Source organism: Paraglaciecola sp. 25GB23A, from assembly GCF_040012495.1.
Taxonomy (GTDB): Bacteria; Pseudomonadota; Gammaproteobacteria; order Enterobacterales; family Alteromonadaceae; genus Paraglaciecola.
This window is the reverse complement of sequence record NZ_JBDYKM010000002.1, coordinates 92,314-117,436: the sequence shown is the minus strand read 5'-3', so window position 1 is coordinate 117,436 and position 25,123 is coordinate 92,314. Positions and strand designations below refer to the sequence as shown.

The 25,123-nt window shown below is 40.3% G+C and carries 25 protein-coding genes and 1 tRNA gene; 12 read left to right on the top strand and 14 right to left on the bottom strand.

What is annotated here, in order from left to right:
* Positions 1-55 precede the first annotated feature (55 nt).
* Both nrdB and yfaE read left to right on the top strand, forming a co-directional pair.
* Entirely contained in the window at positions 56-1,186 is a 1,131-nt protein-coding gene (gene nrdB, locus ABKW31_RS05705) for a class Ia ribonucleoside-diphosphate reductase subunit beta (protein ID WP_348615311.1), read from the top strand.
* A 5-nt stretch (positions 1,187-1,191) separates the two neighbouring features.
* Positions 1,192-1,461, top strand: a complete 270-nt coding sequence (gene yfaE, locus ABKW31_RS05700) for a class I ribonucleotide reductase maintenance protein YfaE (RefSeq protein WP_348615310.1) — start codon at positions 1,192-1,194, stop codon at positions 1,459-1,461.
* Between the two features lie 67 nt (positions 1,462-1,528).
* Here yfaE and ABKW31_RS05695 read toward each other — a convergent pair whose 3' ends face one another.
* Positions 1,529-2,767 carry a cystathionine gamma-synthase family protein gene (locus tag ABKW31_RS05695; RefSeq protein ID WP_348615309.1) on the bottom strand — a complete coding sequence of 413 codons (1,239 nt, stop codon included), beginning with the start codon at positions 2,765-2,767 and terminating at the stop codon, positions 1,529-1,531.
* Positions 2,764-3,396: a lysophospholipid acyltransferase family protein gene (locus tag ABKW31_RS05690; protein WP_348615649.1), complete on the bottom strand. Its 633-nt coding sequence runs from the start codon at positions 3,394-3,396 to the stop codon at positions 2,764-2,766. The genes ABKW31_RS05695 and ABKW31_RS05690 overlap by 4 nt, the downstream gene beginning before the upstream one ends.
* A gap of 134 nt (positions 3,397-3,530) precedes the next feature.
* Here ABKW31_RS05690 and ABKW31_RS05685 point away from each other — a divergent pair, with 134 nt between their 5' ends.
* The 4 genes from ABKW31_RS05685 (at position 3,531) to ABKW31_RS05670 (ending at position 7,788) form a co-directional block, all read left to right on the top strand.
* The gene (locus ABKW31_RS05685) at positions 3,531-4,787 is read left to right on the top strand and encodes a serine protease (protein WP_348615308.1); all 1,257 of its coding nucleotides are present in this window, start codon (positions 3,531-3,533) and stop codon (positions 4,785-4,787) included.
* Positions 4,778-5,734: an FHA domain-containing protein gene (locus tag ABKW31_RS05680; RefSeq protein WP_348615307.1), complete on the top strand. Its 957-nt coding sequence runs from the start codon at positions 4,778-4,780 to the stop codon at positions 5,732-5,734. Before ABKW31_RS05685 ends, ABKW31_RS05680 begins: the two co-directional genes overlap by 10 nt.
* A 5-nt stretch (positions 5,735-5,739) precedes the next feature.
* The gene (locus tag ABKW31_RS05675; protein WP_348615306.1) at positions 5,740-6,513 is read left to right on the top strand and encodes an NRDE family protein; all 774 of its coding nucleotides are present in this window, start codon (positions 5,740-5,742) and stop codon (positions 6,511-6,513) included.
* Between the two features lie 84 nt (positions 6,514-6,597).
* The gene (locus ABKW31_RS05670) at positions 6,598-7,788 is read left to right on the top strand and encodes an amino acid aminotransferase (RefSeq protein ID WP_348615305.1); all 1,191 of its coding nucleotides are present in this window, start codon (positions 6,598-6,600) and stop codon (positions 7,786-7,788) included.
* Positions 7,789-7,852: 64 nt separating this feature from the next.
* Here the strand turns inward: ABKW31_RS05670 and ihfA are convergent, their stop codons facing one another.
* The 7 genes from ihfA to thrS all read right to left on the bottom strand — a co-directional run bounded on the left by ihfA (position 7,853) and on the right by thrS (position 14,918).
* Complete coding sequence (gene ihfA / locus ABKW31_RS05665) at positions 7,853-8,149, bottom strand: integration host factor subunit alpha (RefSeq protein ID WP_348615303.1); 297 nt, start codon at positions 8,147-8,149, stop codon at positions 7,853-7,855.
* 4 nt (positions 8,150-8,153) lie between these two features.
* Positions 8,154-10,538, bottom strand: coding sequence for a phenylalanine--tRNA ligase subunit beta (gene pheT / locus ABKW31_RS05660; RefSeq protein ID WP_348615301.1), 2,385 nt, complete (start codon positions 10,536-10,538; stop codon positions 8,154-8,156).
* Positions 10,539-10,552: 14 nt separating this feature from the next.
* Entirely contained in the window at positions 10,553-11,533 is a 981-nt protein-coding gene (pheS, locus tag ABKW31_RS05655; protein ID WP_348615300.1) for a phenylalanine--tRNA ligase subunit alpha, read from the bottom strand.
* A 222-nt stretch (positions 11,534-11,755) separates the two neighbouring features.
* Positions 11,756-12,112, bottom strand: coding sequence for a 50S ribosomal protein L20 (gene rplT / locus ABKW31_RS05650; protein WP_068375759.1), 357 nt, complete (start codon positions 12,110-12,112; stop codon positions 11,756-11,758).
* A 14-nt stretch (positions 12,113-12,126) separates the two neighbouring features.
* The gene (gene rpmI / locus ABKW31_RS05645; RefSeq protein WP_348615298.1) at positions 12,127-12,324 is read right to left on the bottom strand and encodes a 50S ribosomal protein L35; all 198 of its coding nucleotides are present in this window, start codon (positions 12,322-12,324) and stop codon (positions 12,127-12,129) included.
* 114 nt (positions 12,325-12,438) lie between these two features.
* Positions 12,439-12,966 carry a translation initiation factor IF-3 gene (infC, locus tag ABKW31_RS05640; RefSeq protein WP_348615648.1) on the bottom strand — a complete coding sequence of 176 codons (528 nt, stop codon included), beginning with the start codon at positions 12,964-12,966 and terminating at the stop codon, positions 12,439-12,441.
* A gap of 35 nt (positions 12,967-13,001) precedes the next feature.
* The gene (gene thrS / locus ABKW31_RS05635) at positions 13,002-14,918 is read right to left on the bottom strand and encodes a threonine--tRNA ligase (RefSeq protein WP_348615297.1); all 1,917 of its coding nucleotides are present in this window, start codon (positions 14,916-14,918) and stop codon (positions 13,002-13,004) included.
* A gap of 184 nt (positions 14,919-15,102) precedes the next feature.
* Here thrS and ABKW31_RS05630 point away from each other — a divergent pair, with 184 nt between their 5' ends.
* From ABKW31_RS05630 to ABKW31_RS05605, 6 genes are all read left to right on the top strand, one after another.
* Positions 15,103-15,750 carry a hypothetical protein gene (locus ABKW31_RS05630; protein ID WP_348615296.1) on the top strand — a complete coding sequence of 216 codons (648 nt, stop codon included), beginning with the start codon at positions 15,103-15,105 and terminating at the stop codon, positions 15,748-15,750.
* A 79-nt stretch (positions 15,751-15,829) separates the two neighbouring features.
* Positions 15,830-16,699, top strand: coding sequence for a fructosamine kinase family protein (locus ABKW31_RS05625; RefSeq protein WP_348615295.1), 870 nt, complete (start codon positions 15,830-15,832; stop codon positions 16,697-16,699).
* 67 nt (positions 16,700-16,766) lie between these two features.
* Positions 16,767-17,510, top strand: a complete 744-nt coding sequence (locus ABKW31_RS05620) for a pteridine reductase (RefSeq protein ID WP_348615294.1) — start codon at positions 16,767-16,769, stop codon at positions 17,508-17,510.
* A 17-nt stretch (positions 17,511-17,527) separates the two neighbouring features.
* Positions 17,528-17,728: a CPXCG motif-containing cysteine-rich protein gene (locus ABKW31_RS05615; protein WP_348615293.1), complete on the top strand. Its 201-nt coding sequence runs from the start codon at positions 17,528-17,530 to the stop codon at positions 17,726-17,728.
* Positions 17,709-18,749, top strand: a complete 1,041-nt coding sequence (locus tag ABKW31_RS05610) for a DUF3080 family protein (protein ID WP_348615292.1) — start codon at positions 17,709-17,711, stop codon at positions 18,747-18,749. The genes ABKW31_RS05615 and ABKW31_RS05610 overlap by 20 nt, the downstream gene beginning before the upstream one ends.
* A 171-nt stretch (positions 18,750-18,920) precedes the next feature.
* A tRNA-Val gene (locus ABKW31_RS05605) sits at positions 18,921-18,997 on the top strand.
* Between the two features lie 83 nt (positions 18,998-19,080).
* Here the strand turns inward: ABKW31_RS05605 and ABKW31_RS05600 are convergent.
* From ABKW31_RS05600 to ABKW31_RS05580, 5 genes are all read right to left on the bottom strand, one after another.
* Positions 19,081-20,331 carry a hypothetical protein gene (locus tag ABKW31_RS05600; protein WP_348615290.1) on the bottom strand — a complete coding sequence of 417 codons (1,251 nt, stop codon included), beginning with the start codon at positions 20,329-20,331 and terminating at the stop codon, positions 19,081-19,083.
* Positions 20,332-20,670: 339 nt separating this feature from the next.
* The gene (locus ABKW31_RS05595) at positions 20,671-21,057 is read right to left on the bottom strand and encodes a type IV toxin-antitoxin system AbiEi family antitoxin domain-containing protein (RefSeq protein WP_348615289.1); all 387 of its coding nucleotides are present in this window, start codon (positions 21,055-21,057) and stop codon (positions 20,671-20,673) included.
* 189 nt (positions 21,058-21,246) lie between these two features.
* The gene (locus ABKW31_RS05590) at positions 21,247-23,004 is read right to left on the bottom strand and encodes a phage major capsid protein (protein ID WP_348615288.1); all 1,758 of its coding nucleotides are present in this window, start codon (positions 23,002-23,004) and stop codon (positions 21,247-21,249) included.
* Positions 23,005-23,397: 393 nt separating this feature from the next.
* Positions 23,398-23,994, bottom strand: coding sequence for a PEP-CTERM sorting domain-containing protein (locus ABKW31_RS05585; RefSeq protein WP_348615287.1), 597 nt, complete (start codon positions 23,992-23,994; stop codon positions 23,398-23,400).
* A gap of 363 nt (positions 23,995-24,357) precedes the next feature.
* Complete coding sequence (locus ABKW31_RS05580; RefSeq protein WP_348615286.1) at positions 24,358-25,116, bottom strand: hypothetical protein; 759 nt, start codon at positions 25,114-25,116, stop codon at positions 24,358-24,360.
* Between the last annotated feature and the right edge of the window lie 7 nt (positions 25,117-25,123).

Genomic DNA, 25,123 nt, shown 5'->3' with positions numbered 1-25,123 from the left:
GTGACAACTTTGGGGTGGACGTGGTTTTAATCTGATATGGCCGCATAAATCAACTATGAAATATACAACGTTTAACCAAATTAGTAACAACCCTTTGACTGAGCCGATGTTTTTTGGCAACCCGGTCAATGTGGCACGCTACGATCAACAAAAACATCAAATTTTTGAAAAGTTAATTGAGAAACAAATCAGTTTCTTTTGGCGCCCAGAGGAAGTTGACGTCAGTAAAGATCGGGTTGATTTTCAAAAATTAAGCGAGTCAGAAAAGCACATTTTTATTTCTAATTTGAAATATCAAACTCTCCTTGATTCAATTCAGGGGCGCAGTCCAAATATCGCTTTTCTGCCGATCATTTCTATTCCAGAACTCGAAACTTGGGTTGAGACCTGGTCGTTTTTCGAAACGATTCACTCACGTTCTTATACTCATATATTACGTAACCTGTTTGGTGATCCTAGTAGCATTTTTAATGATATTGTTGAAAACCAAGAAATTAAAAAACGCGCAGCCGATATTTCTAAATACTATGACGATCTTATTTTTGCTACTCAGTTATGGCAAACTCAAGGTGAAGGTTTACACACGGTAAATGGTGTAGCTCACACTATTTCTATGCGTGAATTAAAGAAGAAACTTTTTTTATGCATGAACTCAGTTAACGCATTAGAAGCGATACGCTTTTATGTTTCTTTTGCCTGTACTTTTGCTTTTGCCGAACGGGAGTTAATGGAGGGTAATTCTAAAATTATTCGTCTGATAGCACGTGATGAAAACCTGCACCTTACTTCAACTCAGCACATCTTAAATTTATGGGCCAAAGGGAAAGATGATCCGGAGATGGCTGAAATAGCAGAAGAATGTAAAGAAGAAGCGACTCAAATCTTTTTAAATGCGGTACAGCAAGAAAAAGAATGGGCTGCATATTTATTTCAGCAAGGTTCTATGATCGGCCTCAACAAAGAAATATTGTGTCAGTATGTTGAGTTTATTGCTAATCACCGCATGTCAGCTATTGGTTTGGGTCAGCCTTTCAAAATCAAAAGTAACCCACTACCTTGGATGAATAATTATTTAAATTCAGATAATGTGCAAGTGGCACCGCAGGAATCGGAAATAAGCTCTTATTTAGTAGGTCAAATAGACTCTGAAGTGAATGCAGAAGATTTTGGTGATTTTGACCTTTAATCAATATGAGTAATAACAAGGATAGTTTGCAGGTTTGTATAAAGCACCATCAAACTATCCTGCATCAGCCACAAAAATCTTTACTAGAAAGTATTGAGATTCAAGACATTACTGTGCATTTTCATTGCCGGGAAGGTTTTTGTGGCGCTTGTCGTACAAAGTTAATTAAAGGTGAGGTTGAATACCTCACCTTCCCTTTAGCTTACATTGATGACGACGAAATACTGCCCTGCTGCTGTTATCCTTTAACTGATTTGGAAATAGAACTCGCCTAATCGGTTAGTTGAGGTTTATATCAATATTTAAGCGGTAAACATTGATGTTAAGTAAACTACACCTGTTTTACAGTGAGGCAAACGCTTGTTCAAAGTCAGCGACAATATCCTCAAAATCTTCAATACCAATCGACATCCGTATCATATTGTCATTTACCCCCATCTCTTTTCTTTGTTCTGCACTGCACTCAAAGTAAATAGTTGAAGCGACAGGCAGAGCTAAAGTACGAGTATCACCCAAATGTGTGGCACATATCACTAATTTAAGCTGATCTAAAAAGGCGATAGGATCGATGCCCTCAACTAAGTCCAAGCTCAGTACACCACCAAAACCTCTAAATAACTGTTTGGCTAGCAGATGCTGAGGATGTTGAGGCAATCCAGGATAATACACGGCAGATATTTTTGTATGGGATTGAAGATAGTTTGCCAAACGTAAAGCGTTGTCGCAGGTTCTTTGGGTTCGCAGTACTAAGGTTTCTAAACCAATAGAAATAGCGTGGGCCGACTCAGGAGCAAGGGTGGCGCCCATATCGCGCAAACCGCGCTTACGTATCTGGGTTAAGCCCCACATCTTCGGCTCAGTACCACGATAGATAGGCAGTATATTGTCAAACTTTGTCCAATCATATAATCCACAATCAACCACTGCCCCACCTAATACATTGCCATGGCCAGCGATATATTTAGTTAACGAAGTAATAGTGAGTGATGCCAACACTGATTTGGCGTCAAACAGATTGGGTGGAGTCATGGTGGTATCAATCATAAACAACAAATGATTAGCCTGACACCATTGTCCTATAGCCCTTAAATCAGCGACTTGAGTGACAGGATTGGCGATAGTTTCCAGATACACTGCTTTTGTATTGCCTTGCAGTGCCTTTTCAACTTGCTTGATATCGGTCACATCTACAAAACTCAGTTCAATGCCTAAGCTTTCCAAGGTTTCAGATAAACTTCGGGTATTGCCGAACAGAAATCGGCTCAGAATAAGATGATCACCTGCTTTAAATAAGCTCAACATCGTGGCAGTAATGGCTGCCATCCCTGTCGCAAAAGTTATTGCACCAACACCACCTTCAAGATGGTTTAAAATATTTTGCAAAGCAACTGTTGAAGATGACGAGGAGCGTGAATAAACGTGGCCCATCTGTTTACCCTGAAATACGTCAACCAACTCTTGTGCCTGTTTAAATTCAAATAATACTGAGTTATTAGTTGATTGGTGAACGGCGCCGAACTCAGGCTGGTTTATTAAACGGTCTGCGTGGATCAGGCGAGTGGTAAAGCCTTTGTTATTCAATCTTTATCTCCAGTGTGAGGTACAACGATGGTGGCCACATTGTTGGGATACTTTCCGTGCACATGGCTAAAATAGGTATATATTCGATTTAACTCGTATTGCATATCATCACCGATCATGAGCGAAGGACCAAATTCAATCTGTTTTTTCTTATAATCAAATGCGACTAAAACTACCGGTACATTGGCTTTGTAGGCAATTTGTAAAAAGCCGGTTTTCCAGCGTTCAATTCGGCTGCGAGTTCCCTCAGGCGCTATACACAATACCATTTTATCGGCATTAACCATGGCTTGTGCCATTTGCTCTACAACACCATGTGACTGTGAGCGCTCTACCGGTATACCACCCCACTTTCGCATAAAATAAGCAAAAGGAGGTATAAACAGGCTGTGTTTGCCAAAAAAGGTGATTTTTAAACGCAGAGAAAATGCGACAGCAATACCAATAACAAAGTCCCAATTTGAAGTATGCGGGGCAACAGCAATAATCATCTTAGGATGAGCTGGAAATTCTCCAGAAAAACCCCAGCCCATTGATTTAAGTACGCGCTGCCCTAACCAACAGCTAAATTTATTACCTATTCTAGGAATTTCTGCTGATAGAATCGGAGTATTTAATAGTTTTCCCATTTCATTCTTGGCTTGTGCAATCAAAACTGTGACAATGTTCGCACTAACTAGTGCATTTTGTCGAGCCACAGCATCACCTAAATCAAAAGCTTGTGCGGAACAATCTACGTTACTTTTTTTACAGGAAGATTCTATTGAGACATTTTTTAATTCTGTTGTTTTTGTTTAGTGCCTATGCCCAAAGTCAACAAACCGCGCAAAACCTATTTAGCCAGTACCAATCCGCCCTTTATCAAATTCGTATAATAGAGTTGGAGTCGGGCAATAAGTCTTCCATCGGCTCTGGATTTCAAATCGACCCACAAGGCAACATGATCACCAATTACCATGTTGTATCAGAGTACGTTTACGATCCCGATAAATATCGGATTGAATACCTCACTATTGATGGTGAGAGTGGTCCCCTGCAGTTAATTAATTTTGATGTGGTCAATGATTTGGCTCTTGTCCGAAAAACAGAATTAAATGCCTTGGAAGATATCTTTCCTATTGCTACTAGTTTACCCAATCAAGGTACCACCATCTATTCTCTAGGAAACCCTCATGATCTTGGCATGATAGTCGTTCCTGGTACGTTTAATGGCATTAAGAAAAACAGTTTTTATCAGCGTATTCATTTTACTGGCTCAATCAATCCTGGCATGAGCGGCGGCCCAGTGGTTAATGAAAATGGCCACGTGATGGGAGTCAATGTCGCGACTGCGGGTAATCAAATCGGTTTTTTAATCCCTTTAAGTAAAATTGAACAGCTTTTAACAAAACATGCTGACGAGCCTCTCCCTATTAGCGAGTTCAAATCAACTATTCAGCAGCAATTAATGCAAAACCAAACAGAATTGTTGAGCAAGTTGCAAAATGCGACTTGGCAAATGGCACCATTAGGTCAGGCAAATGTGCCGACTAAAATTGGCGAGTTTCTGTCTTGTTGGGGAGATTCAAATACCAATAATGAAGAGGCTCTATTCCTGTCAGTAGAAAATCGCTGTCGTTTGGATGAACAGATTTTCTTACATGGTGGCTTACGAAGTGGTGGAATTGAATTAGAGTTTGAATGGTTGAATGGCCAAAAGTTGGGAGAAAACCGGTTTTATTCACTGTATAACAGTAGCGTTATCGGAGCTGGGGCTGGCAATGCCGCCACTAAAACCGATGTGACTAATTACCAATGTGAAAACAGTAAAGTCACAAATAAAAATAACGTTTCGAGTAAAACTGTTTTGTGTGTACGCGCCTATAAAGAATTTGCTGAACTCTACGATGTGCTATTTATTGGCGCTACCTTAGATCATAAAGAACAAGGTCTGATTAGTCACTTTACCCTCGCTGGCGTAGCAAAAGATTCAGCACTTAGTTTCACCAAACAATTTATGGATGCTATCGAATGGCAATAGTATTAGAGCTGTTATCACGCAAAAACATGCCACTTAAGCATTATAAATTTGACCAGGATTATGTATGTGTAGGCCGAGATTTTAATAATGACCTGCGGCTCGATGACCCTTATGTATGTCCAAGTCACATGCTAGTTGCGATAGATCCAGAATCAGGCTTATTAATGGTTAATGATTGCCAATCAACCAATGGCATTAAAATTAATAATAAGTTTATGAAACATGCGACTTTACAGCCAAATGACATCATTAAAATTGGCCGAACTCGTCTTAGGATCATAGATACCAAAGCCCCATTACCTAAAGCGATGCCCTTAAGTGAACTTGAAGAAAACCTCAGTTGGTTGAACAAGGCTTTTTTAGCCGTGTGTTTAAGCTTTGCTTGTCTAAGCTATTTATTACTGTCTAAATACATTGGCACCGTGAGTGAATTTAAAATCATTGCAGCCTTGCCCAGTGAATTAGGGCAACTAGCGGTTATTAGTTTATGGCCTCTGAGTTTTGCGGTTCTAGCAAAAGTAGTAAAAAAAGAAAGTCATTTAATTAATCAAATAAACCTTACTTTAATTATTACCCTGGTCTTTTTTGTGCTGAATTTATTACAGTCTTTTATTATGTTTAACATGAATCCTGGCTCTTGGTTTATGTGGTTAGAACTGGTTATTGTTGGTTTAATTATTGTAGGTTTTCTGTGGCTCAGCTTATTTATTGCCTTTCATCAGCCTCCCATCAGACGCAATGCCATTGCTCTGCTTATGTCTACGCTGATACTGGCACCGCTAGTAATCTTTGGCTTCTTTAACAGTGATGATTTTAGTAGTCGTCCTAGTTACAATTTGACCCTCTTACCACCGGCTTACAATATTAGTGGTTCAGTGGAAACCACCGTTTTTATTGATAAAACTCAAGCGCTCTTCAAGCGTGTTGACCAACAAAAAAGTAAATAATCCCTGTGTGCATACTCTTTGTCGCCATTGAACAACATGAGCATTACCCGCTAATTATAGCGGCAAATCGGGATGAGTTTTTTAATCGCCCGACCTTGCCCTCACATTTTTGGGGCGAACAAAAGCAAGTTCTGGCTGGCATTGACGAGCAAGCAGGTGGGACGTGGATGGGCATTAATCAAGCGGGAAACATTGCAGCACTGACCAATATTCGCGCACCTGACAGTATTCAGCAGGATGCGATTAGTCGTGGTAAACTTGTCAGCCACTATTTATGTCAGCCAAAAGTTGACTATGAAGTTGATTTACAGCGAACTAAACAGCACTACAACGGCTATAACTTGCTTTATGGGCCGTGGAATAATCTCAAAGTATATAACAACCATCTTGACCAAATATCGACTTTGACTCAGGGTTTTTATGGCTTATCAAACGCCAGTTTAAACAGCCCTTGGCCCAAGCTGAATAAGGGTGTAACAAGATTAAAAGCCTACTGTGAACAAGGTGAGCAAGACAGTCACAACGTTGAATTTACAGCCTTATTTGACTTATTGTTAGACACAACTCCCGCATTAGATCACGAACTACCTCAAACTGGTGTGCCAATCGATTGGGAACGCAGACTTTCATCCATCTTTATTCAGGGTGAAAACTATGGAACACGTTCATCAACAATATTAAAAGTAGACAAGCACAACCGTGTAAGTTGGTGTGAGCGCACATTTAGCAACACAGCAAACTGTGTTTCTGAACAAAACTATCAATTCAACATAAATTAGTTACTATTTGTCTCGAAATTTGCAGCGTCGGTGGCATAATGACCACCCTAACCTGCCTATCATCTTGAGTTTTTGAGGAACCCTATGTTTGAAGTATTACCGCAACTTCCCGCCGATCCTATTTTGGGCTTATCCGCCGCATTTAAAGCCGACCCTAACCCACTTAAAATTGATTTAGGTGTAGGTGTCTATAAAGATGAAGAAGGCCGGACTCCAATTTTGAGCTCGATTGCCAAAGCACAAAAGATATTGCTCGATACAGAAACTTCTAAAACCTATATCACTCCACAAGGGGTTCAAGGCTATATCGATGGCATGATTGAGTTGTTACTGGGTAAGGCTAATCCGGTTGTATTAGCAAACCGTGTGGCAGCTGTGCAAGCCCCAGGTGGCTGTGGCTCTTTGCGTATATTGTCAGAACTCATTAAGCGTTGTAATACAAATACAACAGTATGGGTTAGTGATCCGACTTGGGCGAATCATATTCCCTTAATTGGTAATGCCGGATTAAAAATTGAAACCTATCCCTACTTTGATAAAAGCCAAGCCAGCATCCGCTTTGATGCCATGGTTGAATGCTTAGAAAAAGTTAAAGCGGGTGATGTCGTCTTGCTTCATGGATGTTGCCATAATCCAACAGGCGCTGACTTAACTAAAGAGCAATGGCAAATTGTACTTGAGTTAGCCCAGAAAACCGGCTTTATACCGTTTATAGACGTTGCTTATTTAGGTTTTGGTGACAGCTTAGAAGATGATGCCTTCGGCACACGTTTGTTAGTTAACAACTTACCCGAAGTAATTATTGCTGCGTCATGTTCAAAAAACTTTGGTTTGTATCGTGAGCGTGTTGGTCTAGCCTTGATGGTTACGCAAAACAGCGTGACGCGCAATGCGATTCAAACTCAAATTCAATCGATCGCTCGAGCTATCTATTCTATGCCTCCTTCATATGGCGGCGCCTTAGTGGACATCGTCTTAAGCAATGCTGATTTGCGCGCCGAGTGGATCAATGAAGTAGAAATGATGCGCAGTCGCATGCAAGATTTAAGAGCACTATTAGTCAATAAATTAAAAGAGTATGGCGCTGACCGTGATTTTGATTTTGTTAATCGCCAGAAAGGTATGTTTTCATATTTATGTATTTCACCCGAGCAAGTGATGGCTATGCGGGATAAACACAGTGTTTATTTTGTTGAGTCAAGTCGCGTCAATATTGCAGGGATAAGCCTTAAAAATGTCGACAGCTTAGCCAAATCACTGGTATCTGTTTTATAGCTCTATCTTTAAATTAATAAAAAACCGGCAAAATGCGCCGGTTTTTTATTACCCTTAGATTCAGTTACTCTATGGGTTTGGTATTTTCAACCCGACTTTTCAGTTTTTGACCCGGTCTAAACGTCACTACACGGCGCGCTTTAATAGGAATATCTTCCCCCGTTTTAGGATTACGCCCAGGTCTTTCATTTTTCTGACGCAAGTCAAAATTACCAAAACCTGATAATTTTACCTGCTCTCCAGATTCTAAAGCTTCACGCACTTCTTCGAAAAAAGTTTCAACGAGTTCTTTCGCGTCTCGTTTATTCATTCCTAACTTTTCAAATAAGTGTTCAGCCATTTCGGCCTTGGTTAACGCCATATCGTCAATCCCTCAAAGATGCCCCAAATTTTTCTGACAATTCCGTCAGAATGCCATCAACAAATGTTTGAATTTCGTGTTCTTCTAGTGTTCTGGTTTTATCTTGTAATATTACAGATATTGCTAAGCTCTTAAAGCCAGGTGCAATCCCCTTCCCTCTATACACGTCGAATAAGTTTAGGCCAACTAATTGATTTGCGCGAAATTTTTCTATGCAACTCAAAATTTCACCAACAACTTTATCATCGTCTACAACGATTGCAATGTCACGTCGATTTGCCGGAAATTTTGAAATTTCTTTTGCTTGAGGTAGTTTTTTTAACCCTAACTGGCTAATTTCAAGTTCAAACACAAAAGTACGACCATTAATTCCGAGTTTTTTCTCAAATTGCGGATGAATTGCACCCATGTAACCAATACATTGATCACCACAATAAATGGCCGCAGCCTGACCACTATGCAGAGCACTATGAGAACAGGCTTCAAATCTAAAATCAGAGCGACCAGTTGTCGCCAACAAACGCTCAACATCAGCTTTAAGATCGAAAAAGTCTACAGGACGTGTTGCTTGTGCCCAATGTTCATCGCTCACCAAGCCACTTACGACACCACCAATAACTGCTTGCTGTAACACCCCAGTTTTTTCATTTGCATTGGGGATAAAACGTAAACCCGACTCAAATAATCTCACTCGGCCTTGCTGGCGCTTTTGATTGTAAGATACTACCTGTAACAAACCTGGCCACAAGCTAACCCGCATGCTCGACATCTCTACCGAGATTGGATGCGGCAATACTAAGCCACTAACATCAGGAAAAAGCAGACTTTGGATCTTAGGATCAACAAAAGAATAGGTAATTGCCTCTTGATAATCATTATCCACTAAGCTACGTTTTAGCTCATCCAATTGCACCTTTTGTTCTTGATGTTTGGACATACTCAAGCTGGCAACCGGCGCAATGTTAGGTATTTGGTTATAGCCAAATACCCGCGCTATTTCTTCAATAAGGTCTTCTTCAATACTAATATCAAAACGATATGCAGGGACTATTGTTGTCCACTTACCTTGTGCAAAAGTAACATGAAAACCAAGGCGAGTAAGAATATCACTTACTTTGTCTTTCTCGATTTCTATACCTAAGACTTTACTTAAGCGCGCTTGACGCAAACTTACGGGCTTCTCTTGAGGGATGTTTGACTCGCTCACTGCTTCAACAATGGGACCCGCCTCACCACCAACAATATCAAGCAACAAATTGCTCGCTCGTTCCATGGCTGTGCGTTGTAATTGTGGATCGACACCACGTTCATAGCGATGAGAAGCATCAGTATGCAAACCATAAAGTCGCGCTTTACCACGAATTAAATCAGGCGCAAAAAAAGCACTTTCTAAGAAGATGTCTTTGCTTTGTTCAGTAACACCAGAGTCCAATCCACCAAAAATACCAGCCATCGCTAAGGCCTTATTTTCATCGGCAATAACCAAGGTATCTGGTTTCAGCGTGACTTCATTACCATCTAGCAGGGTTATCTTTTCATCTTTATGCGCTAAACGCACAATAACCGCACCTTGCAGCTTGTCGTTATCAAAGGCGTGCATGGGATGGCCTAACTCTAATAATACAAAGTTAGTCACATCTACCACCGGATCAATGCTTCTAACCCCTGAACGACGCAGTTTTTCAACCATCCAAAGTGGGGTAATTGCATCAAGGTTAATATTTTTAATGATACGACCTAAATATCGCGGGCAAGCTTGTGGTGCATCTAATTTAATTGCACGGGTATCGTCAATTGATACTAAGGCAGGCTTGACAACAGGTGTGCACACTTCAAGGCCATTGAGTACGCCCACTTCACGGGCCAAACCTTTAATACCTAGGCAATCGGCGCGATTAGGCGTTAAATCAACTTCTATGGCTAAGTCATCCAATTGCAAGTAGGCACGAATATCGACGCCAACTGGAGCGTCTAATGGCAACTCAATTATGCCACTATGATCATCTGAAATACCTAACTCAGAAAAACTACACAACATACCATTAGAAGGCTGTCCGCGTAATTTAGCTTTCTTGATTTTAAAATCGCCAGGCAACACAGCACCAATTTTAGCGACGGCGACTTTTAAACCTTGGCGACAATTGGGAGCACCACAAACAATATCAAGCAATTCATCTTCGCCAACATTAATTTTGGTCACGCGCAGTTTATCCGCATCAGGGTGTTGGCCACATTCAACCACTTCGCCCACTACAATGCCGCTAAAATCACCTGCGACCGCATCCATTCCATCAACTTCAAGGCCAGCCATACTAAGCTGCTCAGACAACTGCTCACTGCTGATACTCGGATTGACCCATTCCCTTAACCACTTTTCACTAAATTTCATATTCTCAACTCGACTTAATTAAATTGCTTAAGGAAACGTAAATCATTTTCAAAAAATGCGCGTAAATCATTTACTTCATAACGCAGCATCGTTAAGCGCTCAACGCCCATACCAAAAGCAAAACCCGTGTAAATTTCAGGGTCAATATTCACCGCTCTAAGTACATTGGGATGGACCATTCCACAACCCAATACTTCCAACCATTTACCATTTTTACCCATGACGTCTACTTCAGCAGAGGGCTCGGTAAAGGGAAAATAAGAAGGACGAAAACGAACCTGCAGGTCAGCTTCAAAAAAATTGTTTAAAAAGTCATGCAGTATGCCTTTCAACTCAGCAAAACTGACATTTTTATCGACCATTAAACCTTCAACCTGATGAAACATGGGTGTATGGGTTTGGTCGTAGTCGTTCCGATAAACGCGACCGGGCGATATAATCCGTAAAGGTGGTTTTTCCACCTCCATGGTTCTAATTTGCACGCCAGAGGTTTGCGTTCTGAGCATTACATCTGGATTAAAATAAAAGGTATCATGATCGGCTCTAGCAGGATGATTAGCCGGAATATTCAAGGCGTCGAAGTTATGAAAACCGTCTTCAACCTCTGGCCCTGTTTTAACTTGGAAACCCAATTCATTGAAGAAACTTTCGATACGATTAATCGTGCGCGTAACCGGATGCAACCCGCCCATACCAAGGCCACGACCTGGTAGGCTAACATCGATCTTCTCACTGGCTAGTTTAAGCTCTAGCTCTGCGCTGCGTAATACCTCACCACGAGCTTGTATCAACTGTTGCACAAGTTGTTTGGCATCATTAATACGCTGTCCAGCCGCCGGGCGTTCTTCCGCACTTAATTTACCTAGGCTTTTAAGTTGCTCAGTTAATAAGCCCTTTTTACCCATGAAATCAACACGTACTGAATCTAAGGACACTGCATCTTGTGCCTCATTAATCTGTGCTTCGGCTTGTGCAATTATGGCATCGAGATCCATACTTTCCTCAATTTGAATTAGATAATACGTATCTTATAAAGATACTTAAAAAATGACCGGTAATTCTACACGATCCGGATATAGACCCGCTACCGATAAAAAGAAAAAGTCTTGATAAATTAACACTCTAAGGCTTAATTGTGAGATTTTTAGACTTAAAACGAAAAACGGCGAGCATCATGCTCGCCGTTTTCCGAAAGAACTTAAACTTAGTGTTTAATATTAAGCTAATGCACCTTTAGCGGCATTTACTAATGCGCTAAATGCATTTTTGTCATGAACCGCGATATCGGCCAGTATCTTACGATCGATTTCAACAGAAGCTTTTTTCAAGCCATTGATGAAGCGACTATAAGACAAACCGTTTTGACGTGCGGCAGCGTTAATACGTGCAATCCACAATTGACGGAATTGACGTTTTTTCTGACGACGGTCACGATATGCATATTGACCTGCTTTTGTTACTGCTTGTACAGCAACACGATAAACTCGACTACGAGCTCCGTAATAACCTTTGGCTTGCTTCAGTACCTTCTTGTGACGGGCACGTGCAACAACACCACGTTTTACTCTTGCCATTATTCAGTCTCCTCTTAAACGTACGGTAACATGCGTTGGATAAGTGCTGTATCCGACGTATGAACTAATTTTTTGCCACGTAGGTGACGTTTACGTTTAGAGCTCTTTTTTGTCAAAATGTGACGCAAATGAGACTGCTTGCTTTTGAAACGGCCAGAAGCGGTTTTTCTAAAACGCTTGGCTGCTCCACGGTTTGTTTTCATTTTAGGCATTGCTAAAACTCCGCATTGTTAATAACTTAAAGTTTTGCAGAAACGATAAGTTTAGTGATTACAATGTAGCAAGGTGAGTCAGGGGGCAGAGTCCTGATTACTTGTAGACCTTAACTACTTCTTAATTGGGGCAAGCACCATGATCATCTGACGACCCTCTACCCTATTAGGGAAAGATTCGCAGTTGGCAATATCATCTAAATCGGCTTTAACTCGAGTTAATTGATTAATACCTATCTCTTGGTGGGCCATTTCACGTCCGCGGAAACGGATCGTTACTTTAGCCTTGTCACCCGCTTCTAGAAAGCGACGCAGGTTGCGCAGTTTTACCTGGTAATCGCCTTCATCAGTGCCAGGGCGAAATTTAATCTCCTTGACCTGAATTTGCTTCTGTTTTTTCTTTTGCTCTTTTAGAGACTTGCTTTTTTCGAAGATGAATTTCCCGTAATCCATTACTTTGCATACGGGCGGCTCTGCATTAGGGCTAATCTCAACCAAATCTAAACTTGATTGCTCAGCAGTTTCAATCGCTTCACGAATTGACACTACGCCAATCTGCTCACCATCTTTACCAACCAAACGGACTTCTTTTGCCGTTATTTCATCGTTAATCCGAGCTTTATTCGGATCTTTAGCCTTAATGTTAGCGCCTTTAATATGTCATTCCTCCACGAAATTTATCGGATTTGTTTGTTTGCGACCTCAGCACTTGCGTGCTGGATAAATGCCTCTATTGACATTTTCCCTAGGTCATCACCCTTGCGAGAGCGTACTGCAATTTCGCCGGCTTCCATTTCTTTATCACCAACGACTAACAAGTACGGGACGCGCTTAAGCGTGTGCTCGCGGATTTTAAAGCCAATCTTCTCATTTCTCAAGTCAGACTTTACTCTAAATCCACTTTCTTTCAGTTTTTTCACCACAATTTGACAATATTCAGCTTGATTGTCGGTAATATTCATTACAATTGCTTGGGTCGGGGCCAACCATAGTGGAAATAGGCCCGCATACTCTTCAATTAGAATACCAATAAAACGTTCAATCGAGCCTAAAATAGCCCTGTGGATCATTACTGGGACTTTTCTTTCGCCGTTTTCAGCAACATAAGTTGACCCTAAACGGTCTGGCATAGAAAAATCGAGCTGTACTGTACCACATTGCCACGCACGATCTAAACAATCATGTAAAGTAAATTCAATTTTAGGACCATAAAAGGCTCCTTCACCCGGTAAATAGCTAAAATCTATGTTTTTACTCTTCAACGCGGTGGCTAATGCTTGCTCTGCTTTGTCCCAAACTTCTTCACTACCTACTCGTTTTTCAGGTCGCGTCGATAATTTAACCACAATTTCTTCAAAACCGAAGGTTTTGTATGTATCGTAAATCATATCGATACAGCCACCGACCTCATCTAACATTTGTTCTTCGGTACAGAAGATATGAGCGTCATCTTGAGTAAAACCACGTACCCGCATTAAGCCGTGCAAGGCACCTGATGGTTCGTTGCGATGGCAACAACCAAACTCAGCCATACGCAAAGGCAGATCACGGTATGACTTTAAACCTTGATTGAATATTTGAACGTGTCCAGGACAGTTCATCGGCTTGATGGCGTATTCACGTTTTTCAGATACCGTGGTAAACATCGCATCAGCGTATTTTTCCCAATGGCCAGAACGCTCCCACAAAGAACGGTCCATCATTAAGGGGCCTTTTACTTCGTCGTAGTCATAGTTGCCGAGTTTTTCACGCACGAACTTTTCAAGCTGGGTATAAATAGTCCAACCGTCGTTGTGCCAAAACACCATACCTGGCGCTTCTTCTTGCCAGTGAAACAAATCAAGTGCTTTACCAATTTTACGGTGGTCACGCTTCTCGGCTTCTTCTAAACGTTGTAAATAAGCCGCTAGCTGTTTTTTATCAGACCAAGCAGTACCATAAATGCGTTGCAACATTTTATTGTCACTATTACCGCGCCAATAAGCCCCGGCCACTTTCATTAATTTGAATTGCTGGCAAAAACGCATGTTAGGTACGTGGGGACCACGACACATGTCGGTATATTCATCGTGATGATACAAAGCAGGTGTGCTGTCTTTCGGAATATTTTCATCCAAGATCTGCATCTTATACAATTCGCCACGTTGCTCAAACGTGTCGCGGGCTTCTTGCCAACTCACAACTTGTTTAACAACATCGTAATTTGTTTTAGCCAACTCCAACATCCGTTTTTCTATTTTGACTAAATCCGCTTCATTTAAGGGCGTATCTAAATCCACGTCATAATAAAAACCATTATCAATAACCGGCCCAATAGCCATTTTAACGTCAGGATAAAGTTGCTTAATAGCGTGACCAATTAAGTGTGCACAAGAATGTCGAATGATTTCGATCCCTTCTTGGTCCTTCGCGGTAATAATCTGCAGTGTTGCGTCTTGGTCAATAAGATCGCAGGCATCAACCAAGACGCCATTAACTTTACCAGCGATAGTTGCTTTAGCTAAACCGGGACCAATATCGAGGGCAACATCTAAAGTTGAAACGGCTTTGTCGAATTGACGTTGACTACCGTCGGGAAGTGTAATTATGGGCATATTAAATCCTTACGCAGTGGTGACACCTACCAAGCGCCACGTGCAAGTTGCAATGCATTAAGAGTCGAGCTCTAGTTGCAATTCATAAAAAAACACCCATTTGGGGTGTTAAGATAATAAGCTCTGTTACCATTCAGAGCGGTAGGCGATTATACAAATAAGAGAGCACTTGATGCAATGCACAATGACGTTTAACAGGAAGATAGCGCTATTGCTGTTGTGTTTTTTAACGATTAACCCCGCCCATAGCGAGGAACAATGGGTGCTAGAAAAGTCTAAAGGTCCAATTGAGGTATTAAGCCGCCATATTTCTCAAGATGGTAGTTTACAGCCTCAGAAAGAAATTTGGGCTAAAACCGTAGTTAAAGCATCACCTAGTTCATTACTGCGTTTGCTGAATGACTTAAGTCAAGGACCCCAATGGATAGATAATTGTATTGACCTTAGGTTAATAAAAGGTGGTGATTCAAATATTAATATTGTGCAAAGTACTTTTTCAGCGCCTTGGCCTATGCAAAACAGAGACATGGTGACACAGTCTATTACACATATAGAAGGCGACAACATCGTCATTAATATCCAAGATGTGGGTCAACAATACCCAAAGCAAAAAAACACAGTGCGGATGACCAATATTCAAGGACAATGGACGGTAACTAAAATAGATCCCGACTTAATCGAAATTAACTATCAAGGCACCGGTAACGCCTCCGGTAACGTCCCCTGGTGGCTCGCCAATAAAGTCCTTATTGATTCAACGTATCAGACCTTTTTGCAACTCAGTGACATCATTAGCCATAATAAATATCAACTGGCTTTAATTACTCATTAATCTAAAAAATCTAATATAAATAGCGTAATCGAACATACAAAAGCAAAACCTCGACCATAATTAGGCAAAACACTTGCTTATGGTTAACTTTATGTGGCATTTCATCAGTGAAGAAATATCAAAGACACTCGATAAAGAATTTATCTGTGATGACATTAGAGAAATTACTACAGGGAACTCACACAAAGCCTTTAAAATTACTGACGGGCGCAGGCGCTTTTTTGTTAAAACTAACCAAGATGTTTATCAAGCAAACTTTCAAGCCGAAAGTGATGGGCTTGAACATTTAGCAAAAGCACAATTGTTTAAAGTTCCAAAAGTCATTTGCTCTGGGGTTGTCGAAGAAAGTGCATTCTTAGTACTCGAGTATCTTACCTTTAGCGAAGGCCAGTCTGGCAACTGGTATCAGTTTGGACAATTATTGGCTCAGCAACATAAAACCCAGACTCAAAATATGTATGGCTGGCAAGAAGACAATTTTATTGGCTTGACGCCCCAGCCCAATCAATGGCAAAAGAAATGGTGTCACTTTTTTGCAGAACAACGCATTGGGTTTATGCTGCAACTGCTTGCGGAAAAAGGCCATCAACTGGCAGACATCAATAAAGTCGTTGTCACTATAAAAAACTTACTCGGCGGGCATTCACCTGTATCAAGCATGTTACATGGGGATTTATGGTCAGGAAATAGCGGATTTTGCAAAAACACCCCTACACTCTTTGATCCAGCGCTGTATTTTGGTGATCGCGAAACAGATATTGCCATGACAGAATTATTTGCTCGCTTACCTGATGCTTTTTATCAGGGTTATCAAGACTATTGGCCACTCGATGCAGGTTACGAATATCGCCGACCCGTTTATCAACTCTACCATGTTCTTAATCACGCATTAATGTTTGGTGGCCATTACCTTCAGTCAGCACAGGCTACCTTAAAAAACATGGAATAATATACTTCCAGATCAAAAGGCTGACACGGTATGCTTACACTAAGTTAAAAAGAAAATAGAAATGTAAATGAATGCAAAAGTCATGTTAGTTACCGGTGGTGCAAAACGCATCGGTGCCGCCACCGTTCAATACTTCCATCAATTAGGATGGAATATTGTCTTACACTACCAACAATCTGAACAACAAGCGATTGCTCTAAGTAATGAACTAAACGCAGGCAGAGCCGATTCGGTTAAGTTAGTGCAAGGATCGCTATCCAGTATCAAAGATACCGAAGTTGTTGCGCAAAAAGCCATTGAGGCTTTTGGAAAACTAGATGCCTTAATTAATAATGCCTCTGCATTTTACCCTACCCCTATTGGCACCATAAGTGAAAACGACTGGTTTAATTTAGTAGGCAGTAATATGCAAGCCCCACTGTTTTTAGCGCAATATTGTCACGCCACCTTACAACAAAATAAGGGGGTTATAATAAACATGGTCGATATCCATGCAAGCCATCCACTTAGAAGCCATACTCTTTATTGTATGGCAAAATCAGCATTGGTCACTATGACCAAATCCTTAGCACAAGAACTGGCTCCACAGGTCAGAGTGAATGGCTTAGCACCTGGGGCCATACTTTGGCCTGAAAACCCATTAGCTGAAGAAGACAAAGCCAACATTTTAAAACAAATCCCACTGCAAAAACTGGGATCAATGTTAGACATCGCTCATGCGATAGAATTTTTAATCAACGCAAGTTATGTCACGGGCCAAATCATAGCCATAGATGGAGGGCGCAGCATAGCTTCTAATACAAAAGCATAAATTGAGGTAGTTTATCCATGAACATAAAACATACCACCATTACCTGCCCCCATTGCGGGCATCCTATGCATATTGACTTAGACTATAGTGAGGGAGATCAGGACTATTTTGAAGATTGTGCGAATTGCTGTAGTCCAATCCACCTTAATATGCATATAAACGCACTGTCGAGAAAATTAGAACTAGGCGTAAGTGCCGATGACGAGCAACTGTATTAGCCATAAACGCAATTATATTAAGCTATTTTTAACTGGTCTAATTTGTCTGTTAGTGGCCTGTAAACCAAGCCAACAATTAGCCGAAGACCTAAAAACATATCAACAAAGAATGGCCTCAGTGCTTGAGCAGCCAAACGCTGCTTATAACAATGTGTCTTTGCCCGCTTATCCTACCTTATCTGACTTACGCCAAGACCAGCCAGAAACCACAATCAAACTCGCCGAATTTTACCAGCTGCAACATTGTCAGTTAGCCACCATAATTGCGCAGCGCAATACGACGCTAGGCAAACTACAATTGCCTTCCACCCGCTTTCTGTATGAAAAAACCATCATAACAAGCCTCGAAGACTGCATTGCTCAAACTCAAGATGCACAGCTCAAGATAAAGCTGCAAGCTTGGTTAAATGTTAAAAGTCAGTCTTTAATCATTGCTTGGGCAGATATGTTACAAACCAGCACAGAAATGAAACAAGGCTTGAGTTCAAACAGCGGTTTTATCATCGGCGATGAGCGTGATGGCCTAGGTGAAACACTCTTGGCCTTAACTTTTTTAGCGCAAAGTCTACAAAGCTCGAGTATCGACTCTCATGAGCTGGAAACCCATCTACACAATGTCGCTAAGTCCGCTTTATTAGCCAATCTATGGCGCAGTCAGATCTTACTGAAAGAAAATTTAGAAAATACAACATCTTGGTTACACCAACAAAAATTAGCTGAAAAGTGCCCTTCTGCTAATGCTAAAACTAAACAAAATCTCAGTTATTTACTTAACGTTTTCCAATTATATTTTATTGAAAAAATTCAAGTAGTGGCGAGTCAGCTAAATAACTACCACTATCAAATAAGCCCGAAACTAGAATCACTGTTAAAACACCCTAGCCTCTCACCCGCGTTTAAAGACTATATTCAACAACAGCACTATCAACACTTTGCTGACTACCAAATCGCAATGAAGGAACATATTGATTATTGGCAAAAGATATTTAGCCAATGCCAAATTAAACCAGGAAAACGCTAATAGTCACTGCCTGAATAGAGCCGCACAGAGCAAATTTAATGCTGCGCTAAAGTGATTTGTTCATTTGGCCAGCAACTAACTCACATTTATGTAAAAAGCGCTTGCACAGGGCTAGGCTCATCGTTATTATACGCGCCGCTTCAAGGGATTACCTTTAAGTATCTATATAATACAACCGTAGCTCAGCTGGTTAGAGCACTACCTTGACATGGTAGGGGTCGGTGGTTCGAGTCCACTCGGTTGTACCAATTCTAAAGGCTTTCAGCCAAAGTACACACTAACAAAAAAAGTATAAATCAAAAAATGGGAACGTTTCGGGAACATTAACCACTTAAATAAATCGCCTAAATTTTTTAATCTGCTCCAAGCGTTTAATTTTAGTTTTATGCTCCTTCTGATTTTTCTCAATTTGATCTAACGACATAGGCAAATCCCAAAACTCCCTAAAATCGTTTACTGATTCAAAATTGTATTTATTACCTAATAAGCGACTTAAATGGTCTTCAACTATGGATTTCAAATGATATAAAATCGTTTCAATGTCTTGGCTTGATGAATTGTGATGAACTGCTTTATCCCTGAAGTTACGCAGATAATTAATAATCTCGAGGCTAAAACCAAAATTTGAATAAATGCGCGCAGCTCTTCCAATTTTTTTATCTTTAAAAGTAGTACCTGTTATTTGTTCTAATACAACCCACAACTTTAAAAAAGAAGAATGAAGATCATCTGAATCTAAAGCTCGGACGTAATTAATTAAGTATTTTTCCAGTTCGCTTTTATATTTAAGTTTTTTAAATTTTACTAGAGTTGATAGGAATGATTTTAGGGCTATTTCATAAGTATTTTCAGAAATGTGACCACTGTTAGATTGACTGAAACTTGGCTCGTACCACCAAGTTTCACTTGCTAAGCTTCCATTGGAGTTATGTATAGAATGATATTGACCCAATTTGGTTTTATTTACAGATTTGTGCTGATCAAAAGATATTCTCCAAGTTTGATTAAGATTGAAGAAAAAATTCCATATCGCTCTGATTAAGTCGAGTTTATCTAGTGCAGAGTCTACAGCTTCATTTATTGTTTTACCAAACGTAGTAACAACTACAAATTGATTATTTAAGCCACCCACATCAAATTCGCTCCCAGTAATAGTTTTGATGATTTTCTTGCGCGCAGATGTGTATTTTTTAGGAAGTAATGGTGATATGGATATTCGAACTCCATCAATATTAATTACTGGAAATTTAACGTCTTGACCAATTGAGATTGATGTAACCAAATGAAATTTTTCTATTGGTTTGATAATGTAACTTTGCTCTTCAATAGATATGTGTTTCTGCAAATTGGAAAGGTTTACGTTCCCATCTTTTTTTATTTTATCAAACGCAGTTCGTAAAAGTCGTTTCTTTAAATATTCTGGTACCTGTTTGTTAAAATTAAACATATCGGCAATAACACCAAAGATATTGCCTGCCTGTATACTTTTAGATGAGATTTGACCTTTTTCATCTACACTAAATCGACTATTCAACTCCTCAAGAATTACCTGAGGATTGGTTTTATCTTTCCATCTTGTCATAAAATTCCAAAAACTTTTTTCTTAACCTTAACTTTGAAATTCTGACGAGTAAATTAAAACTCGATAATCAGGTTAGTTTTTAGTATCAACTTGCTTTCTTCATCTGGCATTGTTCAAGATACATAACAGCCAAGTCAAGACTTCCAAAGTTCAGATTAATCATTCTTTGGGCGTGTGCTATTGCTTCTGGCTCTAAATCTGAGCTGATTAGTTGAATCCAAGTTAATACTAGAATGGGTGGAGGGGTGTATGCGGCCATGGCTTTCTTCCTTGAATAGTTTGAATATTAAACCTAGTTCAAGATTTTTTATGCGTCAAACATTTTGCCATTGGCCGATATTATTTTTTTATCAGCTTAATCTTTTGAAAATCAAACTTTCTGCCAAGTAAAGCCGCGGCCTTAATCAGTGCAAGCATTGATTCTTCTCGAGTCATTCCCCAACGTTCACGATCAGCTAATTCAAGATCACCTTTGTGAATTGCATTCTCTGGCAAATAATGAAACAACCAACCAACTGAGGCTTGCACTTTTGGATCAATGTATTGTTTTTGAGTATCAGAAAGACGCTTAGCGCCAAGAAAGTAATTGATAGCAAAGGAAGTGTCATATAAGCCCCTTTCTGGCCTTACAAGCTTTCCTTCTTCTGCTAGCTGTCTAATACGTCGAGGGCTTACACCAACATGTTCAGCAAGGTCTGTGGCTGTTAAAAATAGTGCTCTGGTCATAATTGTTTACTCCAAACGGAAACGGAAACCGATTAATTTTTTCTCGCACAATTGAAACGTTGCGCCGCTACGTACCCATGGGGGAAACCTCTAGGGAGGACCCGTTGAAAGTAATACCACTGTCTTTTAATCGATTGTGTGCGTGTGCGTTTCATAGATAAAATAAAGGGGCTATGTAAGCCCCTCCGTTTATGCTGTTGTTGCTACACAGAAGCTTTCAGGGCGTCTGACATTCATATCAACATCGAGCATGGCTCTTACCGATATGTTGCCCTTCGCGAAGTTGGTCCCGTATGGGTCGACGTTAATATCAATTGAACCCCAATACCCGATCATTAAGTCGCTAAACTTAGCAAGTAGGATTGTCGAGGCTGGCATGTTCTTGGTGTAACAAGCTTTGTAACCGTTAACCGTTCCCATGTTGTCTGCGCCTTGTGTCCAAATGAATTGGCCGCTACCTGTGGCTTTCTCCGTTCCTTTCATCAACATTGCATAAGTTGGTGTAGTTACGTAAACAGCCCCGTTTGTATTGATATTGGCTTCGGCTAATTCCGCTTCCATATCAAGTACACTGGTAAAGCCGGGAGTACCACCGTGGACTGTGGTTAATATACCCGTTTGATTCAGTATGCCTTTAGGTTGATTACTGGTTCCTGAGCCGTTAAGCGCTGCCCGGTCAATCTCTGCGGCAAATAGTTCAGAAAGGTCTTGAATAATGAGCTGTTCAATATTCGGTAAACCTTGCTTTAGCATCTTATGGGTGTAGGTCGTCATTGCCGTAAGCGTTTTCATTTGAAGTTCTACTTGATCAAATGATTGGTCGCTTGCCGTTATGCTGTCCGTACCGTCTAAGTTCAACCATGTTGCTGTAGCTGTTCCAGTTTGGCGAGGGATTACAACATTACCACCTTCGTTTAGCTGGATAGTTTGAGCACCATTGTTAAGCACACAACTGTTATTCCTGAGAAAATCAATCATAAGGTTAGGCTGATAAATGTCGCTAATCAGATTGGCCCCGGCTCCCGCTGCTGTCATTGTGCGCTTAGCTAGTTGTTCCATTGGTATTGAAAAACCATTACCGCGCTTGCCTTTTTGGTGCTGCAATTCTTGGTTAAGCTCGTTTTCGTATCCAATATCAACGCTTCGATCACCGCTTAGTGAGCGTATAACATTAACAATTGAGTACTCTCGTTTGCTTGCTTGGCTTTTACGGTCGTAGGGGTTAGAAAAGCCGCCTGTGGTATTTACAGTGCCGCCATCTAATCGACTTTCCAATATAGCCTGTCTTAGTTGTTCAGTGTTGTAGCCTTTTGCGATTGCTTCATTTGCTAAGTCTTGCACGTTGAATTGATTGCCAATTGAACGAATTTCTTCAATTCGGTTTACTTCTTTGTCTCTTGTGCTTTGTATGATTGAGTCTGACATGGTTTTATTACCTGTATTATTTGTTTCAAGATTTCGCCCAATTCCAACGCTGGTATCAGCGGGAACACTTACGATTGATATTTCGTAGGGCATCCATTTTGTAACTCTATAGGTGTCAAGCTCACCAGCCCTGCTAGTGCGTTCGTCTAAACTTGCATTTATTATCTGATAGCCTACAGATACATGCCGCCTTATTCCGTCTGTTACGTCGTTATAGACTTCATTGGCTCGAGTTGAACTGCCAAACCTGACAATTACCCGGCCGACTCTGTCTGAGCCTATTGAAACCCTTTCAACTACGCCAACCTGATCCGTAAGGTCATGATCTACCAGTAAAGGCGCGCCGGCCTTTAATCTGCTTAAATCTATCGATTCGGGGGAGTGGTCGAGGACTTCATAGCCAAAGTCCCGCTGTACTGGGAACTCTGAGCTGAAAGCTAATGAAATTGTGCGCTGTTTGTTATCAACGGTCGTTTCACTAGCATCTAAAAATCGTGTGAATTTTCTATTTTCTATATCCATTTTAATATTACTGATTTGGTCTATTCGTATGGTTGAATATTAACCTTTTTTCTAGTACCATTCAAGATGTGAATCTGATCCCTTCTTTGCATTCACAATATGAATGATACTGGTCGCTCGTTCATTTTAACGGGGCTAACTTTACTGAATTGGTTAGCCCTGTTTTTTTATGTCTGCGTTTTACCAACAACTAAACAACAACCTAACTTTAAAATCTTGTAGCTAGAAAAATAATGAGCCGATAATCACCCGTATTGGAATATCCTTTACAGTACCTTTCAGGCACAAAAAAGCCGGAATTAATCCGGCTGCTTTGAAGCTGATGCGCTAATTTATGAGCAAAAAAAAGCACCTACCGATTGGCAGATGCTTCTTGAATAGTTTTAAACTAAATTAAGATTTTTTCATAAATCTACGTGATGCTAAACCCATTAAGCCTAATGCGAAAATGGCTAGTGTTGATGGCTCTGGTACATCTTGAACAACACGCTGCCACGTCCCGATTAATGAGGCTTGTGATTCATCAGTAACAATAAGATTATCAAACGGAGCTAAAACATCGCCGCTGATTTGTCCAGCTAGCAAATTCGCATATGTCGCAGCATCGACATTCGTTATCACTTGACCGCTAAAAGCTAATGAACCGGCGGTAAAGGTCATGAATTGATCACCTGTAAAACTCCATACATTTAAATTGTTAGACCCACCGAAATTAGAAAGAATTGGACTTCCATCGCTTGTTTGATTTGCGCTTGTGAGACTTCCAGACACCAAAGTACCGATGAAACCCGGGCTACCAAGTAAATCCATCAGACTAAATCCTACATTGTCGGAGCCACTTACAGTTGCAAGAGACAAACCTGATGTAGCGCTAATGGTCAATTGGTTTTCAACCGTAAGGTCCACTAATAAAATCAATGCAGAATTAGCAAAGCTACTAACACCCAAAACCAAACCAGCAAAAGCCATTTTCAAAAATTTAAATTTCATTTGATATTCCTTTTAATCCCTTCACAACAGTCTTGGAAGGTAATTGCTAAAGTGATACTTCATCGTGTAATAAGCATAGAGCACCAAGCGTGCCAGAATTATTATATTCAATAATTACAATGAGTTAAGGGTTTTCAATAAGTTTAATTTTTCGGGTATGTAAAATAACCCGACACGAAAGCGCGTGTGTATGAGAACTTGTTCGAATCACACCCGATATTACAAGAGTTATTTTAAAGATTAATATTACAAGATTAATATTACATCTCCGGACATTTTGAACAGGGTGACCGGACATTTTGAGCAAGTTGCCCGGACATTTTGAACATAGTGACCGGACATTTTGAACAATCAATGCGCACATTAGTAATTACCTGCCATGATTAGTTCTTCTCTAAGTTCTTTTTTTTCAGCTATCCAATCATTCATTAATTCGTATAAATCACTTTCGCCATTGATATTAATTACAATCCCTTTAGTTCTGCTGAAGTGCTCTAAATAGTTATTTTCCTGCAATAAATCGAGATAACGCATTAATGTTGTGCGATTCATAAACATGGCTTTTGCTAACTTATTTTGTGAGCTAAAACTAAATTCTAAGCTTGGATTTTCTGAAAAGGTTATCCAATATAATCTAGCCAGTAGATAGGCAAGCTCAATGTCTTTCAAGCGCTCAATGTATGCCACTGGCAATGTTACATATCTCTGAACTTCTATTACTTCGCCGGCCATATATTCTCCAAAATCAGTTTTTTTGAAACCGCGATTAAATAAAGCCTGGTACTGTTCTTTTAGTGCTTTTGAATTACCTGATTTTTTTGCGAAGTATTTACAAGCTCCCTTCTTGCCATTTTTGAGCATTGAATCTCTGCGACCAAAGCATTGATGTTTATTAGCTAAATCAATTGAATGTCTGCGAATGGTTTTTTCATTAACAGCAAAGAGATCGGCATGTTCTTGTGCTTTTCTCCATGGTTCATCACCTTGTGCTATCCAGTAGTAAAGCTCTGCTAAGATTGCAGCATCAAGAACGCCAAACAATTCAACACATTGAGTCAGTAAAAATAGATTAGTAGGGCGAGCAGAAGTAGCCCGCTTTTTTATCGGTACAATATCGGCCATATAAAGC

Excerpts from the sequence above, each read along its gene's own strand:
- nrdB (WP_348615311.1), top strand. The coding sequence starts at position 56 with ATGAAATATACAACGTTTAACCAAATTAGTAACAACCCTTTGACTGAG.
- yfaE (WP_348615310.1), top strand. The coding sequence starts at position 1,192 with ATGAGTAATAACAAGGATAGTTTGCAGGTTTGTATAAAGCACCATCAA.
- ABKW31_RS05690 (WP_348615649.1), bottom strand. The coding sequence starts at position 3,396 with ATGGGAAAACTATTAAATACTCCGATTCTATCAGCAGAAATTCCTAGA.
- ABKW31_RS05680 (WP_348615307.1), top strand. The coding sequence starts at position 4,778 with ATGGCAATAGTATTAGAGCTGTTATCACGCAAAAACATGCCACTTAAG.
- ABKW31_RS05670 (WP_348615305.1), top strand. The coding sequence starts at position 6,598 with ATGTTTGAAGTATTACCGCAACTTCCCGCCGATCCTATTTTGGGCTTA.
- ihfA (WP_348615303.1), bottom strand. The coding sequence starts at position 8,149 with ATGGCGTTAACCAAGGCCGAAATGGCTGAACACTTATTTGAAAAGTTA.
- pheT (WP_348615301.1), bottom strand. The coding sequence starts at position 10,538 with ATGAAATTTAGTGAAAAGTGGTTAAGGGAATGGGTCAATCCGAGTATC.
- pheS (WP_348615300.1), bottom strand. The coding sequence starts at position 11,533 with ATGGATCTCGATGCCATAATTGCACAAGCCGAAGCACAGATTAATGAG.
- rplT (WP_068375759.1), bottom strand. The coding sequence starts at position 12,112 with ATGGCAAGAGTAAAACGTGGTGTTGTTGCACGTGCCCGTCACAAGAAG.
- rpmI (WP_348615298.1), bottom strand. The coding sequence starts at position 12,324 with ATGCCTAAAATGAAAACAAACCGTGGAGCAGCCAAGCGTTTTAGAAAA.
- thrS (WP_348615297.1), bottom strand. The coding sequence starts at position 14,918 with ATGCCCATAATTACACTTCCCGACGGTAGTCAACGTCAATTCGACAAA.
- ABKW31_RS05630 (WP_348615296.1), top strand. The coding sequence starts at position 15,103 with ATGACGTTTAACAGGAAGATAGCGCTATTGCTGTTGTGTTTTTTAACG.
- ABKW31_RS05625 (WP_348615295.1), top strand. The coding sequence starts at position 15,830 with ATGGTTAACTTTATGTGGCATTTCATCAGTGAAGAAATATCAAAGACA.
- ABKW31_RS05620 (WP_348615294.1), top strand. The coding sequence starts at position 16,767 with ATGAATGCAAAAGTCATGTTAGTTACCGGTGGTGCAAAACGCATCGGT.
- ABKW31_RS05615 (WP_348615293.1), top strand. The coding sequence starts at position 17,528 with ATGAACATAAAACATACCACCATTACCTGCCCCCATTGCGGGCATCCT.
- ABKW31_RS05610 (WP_348615292.1), top strand. The coding sequence starts at position 17,709 with ATGACGAGCAACTGTATTAGCCATAAACGCAATTATATTAAGCTATTT.
- ABKW31_RS05600 (WP_348615290.1), bottom strand. The coding sequence starts at position 20,331 with ATGACAAGATGGAAAGATAAAACCAATCCTCAGGTAATTCTTGAGGAG.
- ABKW31_RS05595 (WP_348615289.1), bottom strand. The coding sequence starts at position 21,057 with ATGACCAGAGCACTATTTTTAACAGCCACAGACCTTGCTGAACATGTT.
- ABKW31_RS05590 (WP_348615288.1), bottom strand. The coding sequence starts at position 23,004 with ATGGATATAGAAAATAGAAAATTCACACGATTTTTAGATGCTAGTGAA.
- ABKW31_RS05585 (WP_348615287.1), bottom strand. The coding sequence starts at position 23,994 with ATGAAATTTAAATTTTTGAAAATGGCTTTTGCTGGTTTGGTTTTGGGT.
- ABKW31_RS05580 (WP_348615286.1), bottom strand. The coding sequence starts at position 25,116 with ATGGCCGATATTGTACCGATAAAAAAGCGGGCTACTTCTGCTCGCCCT.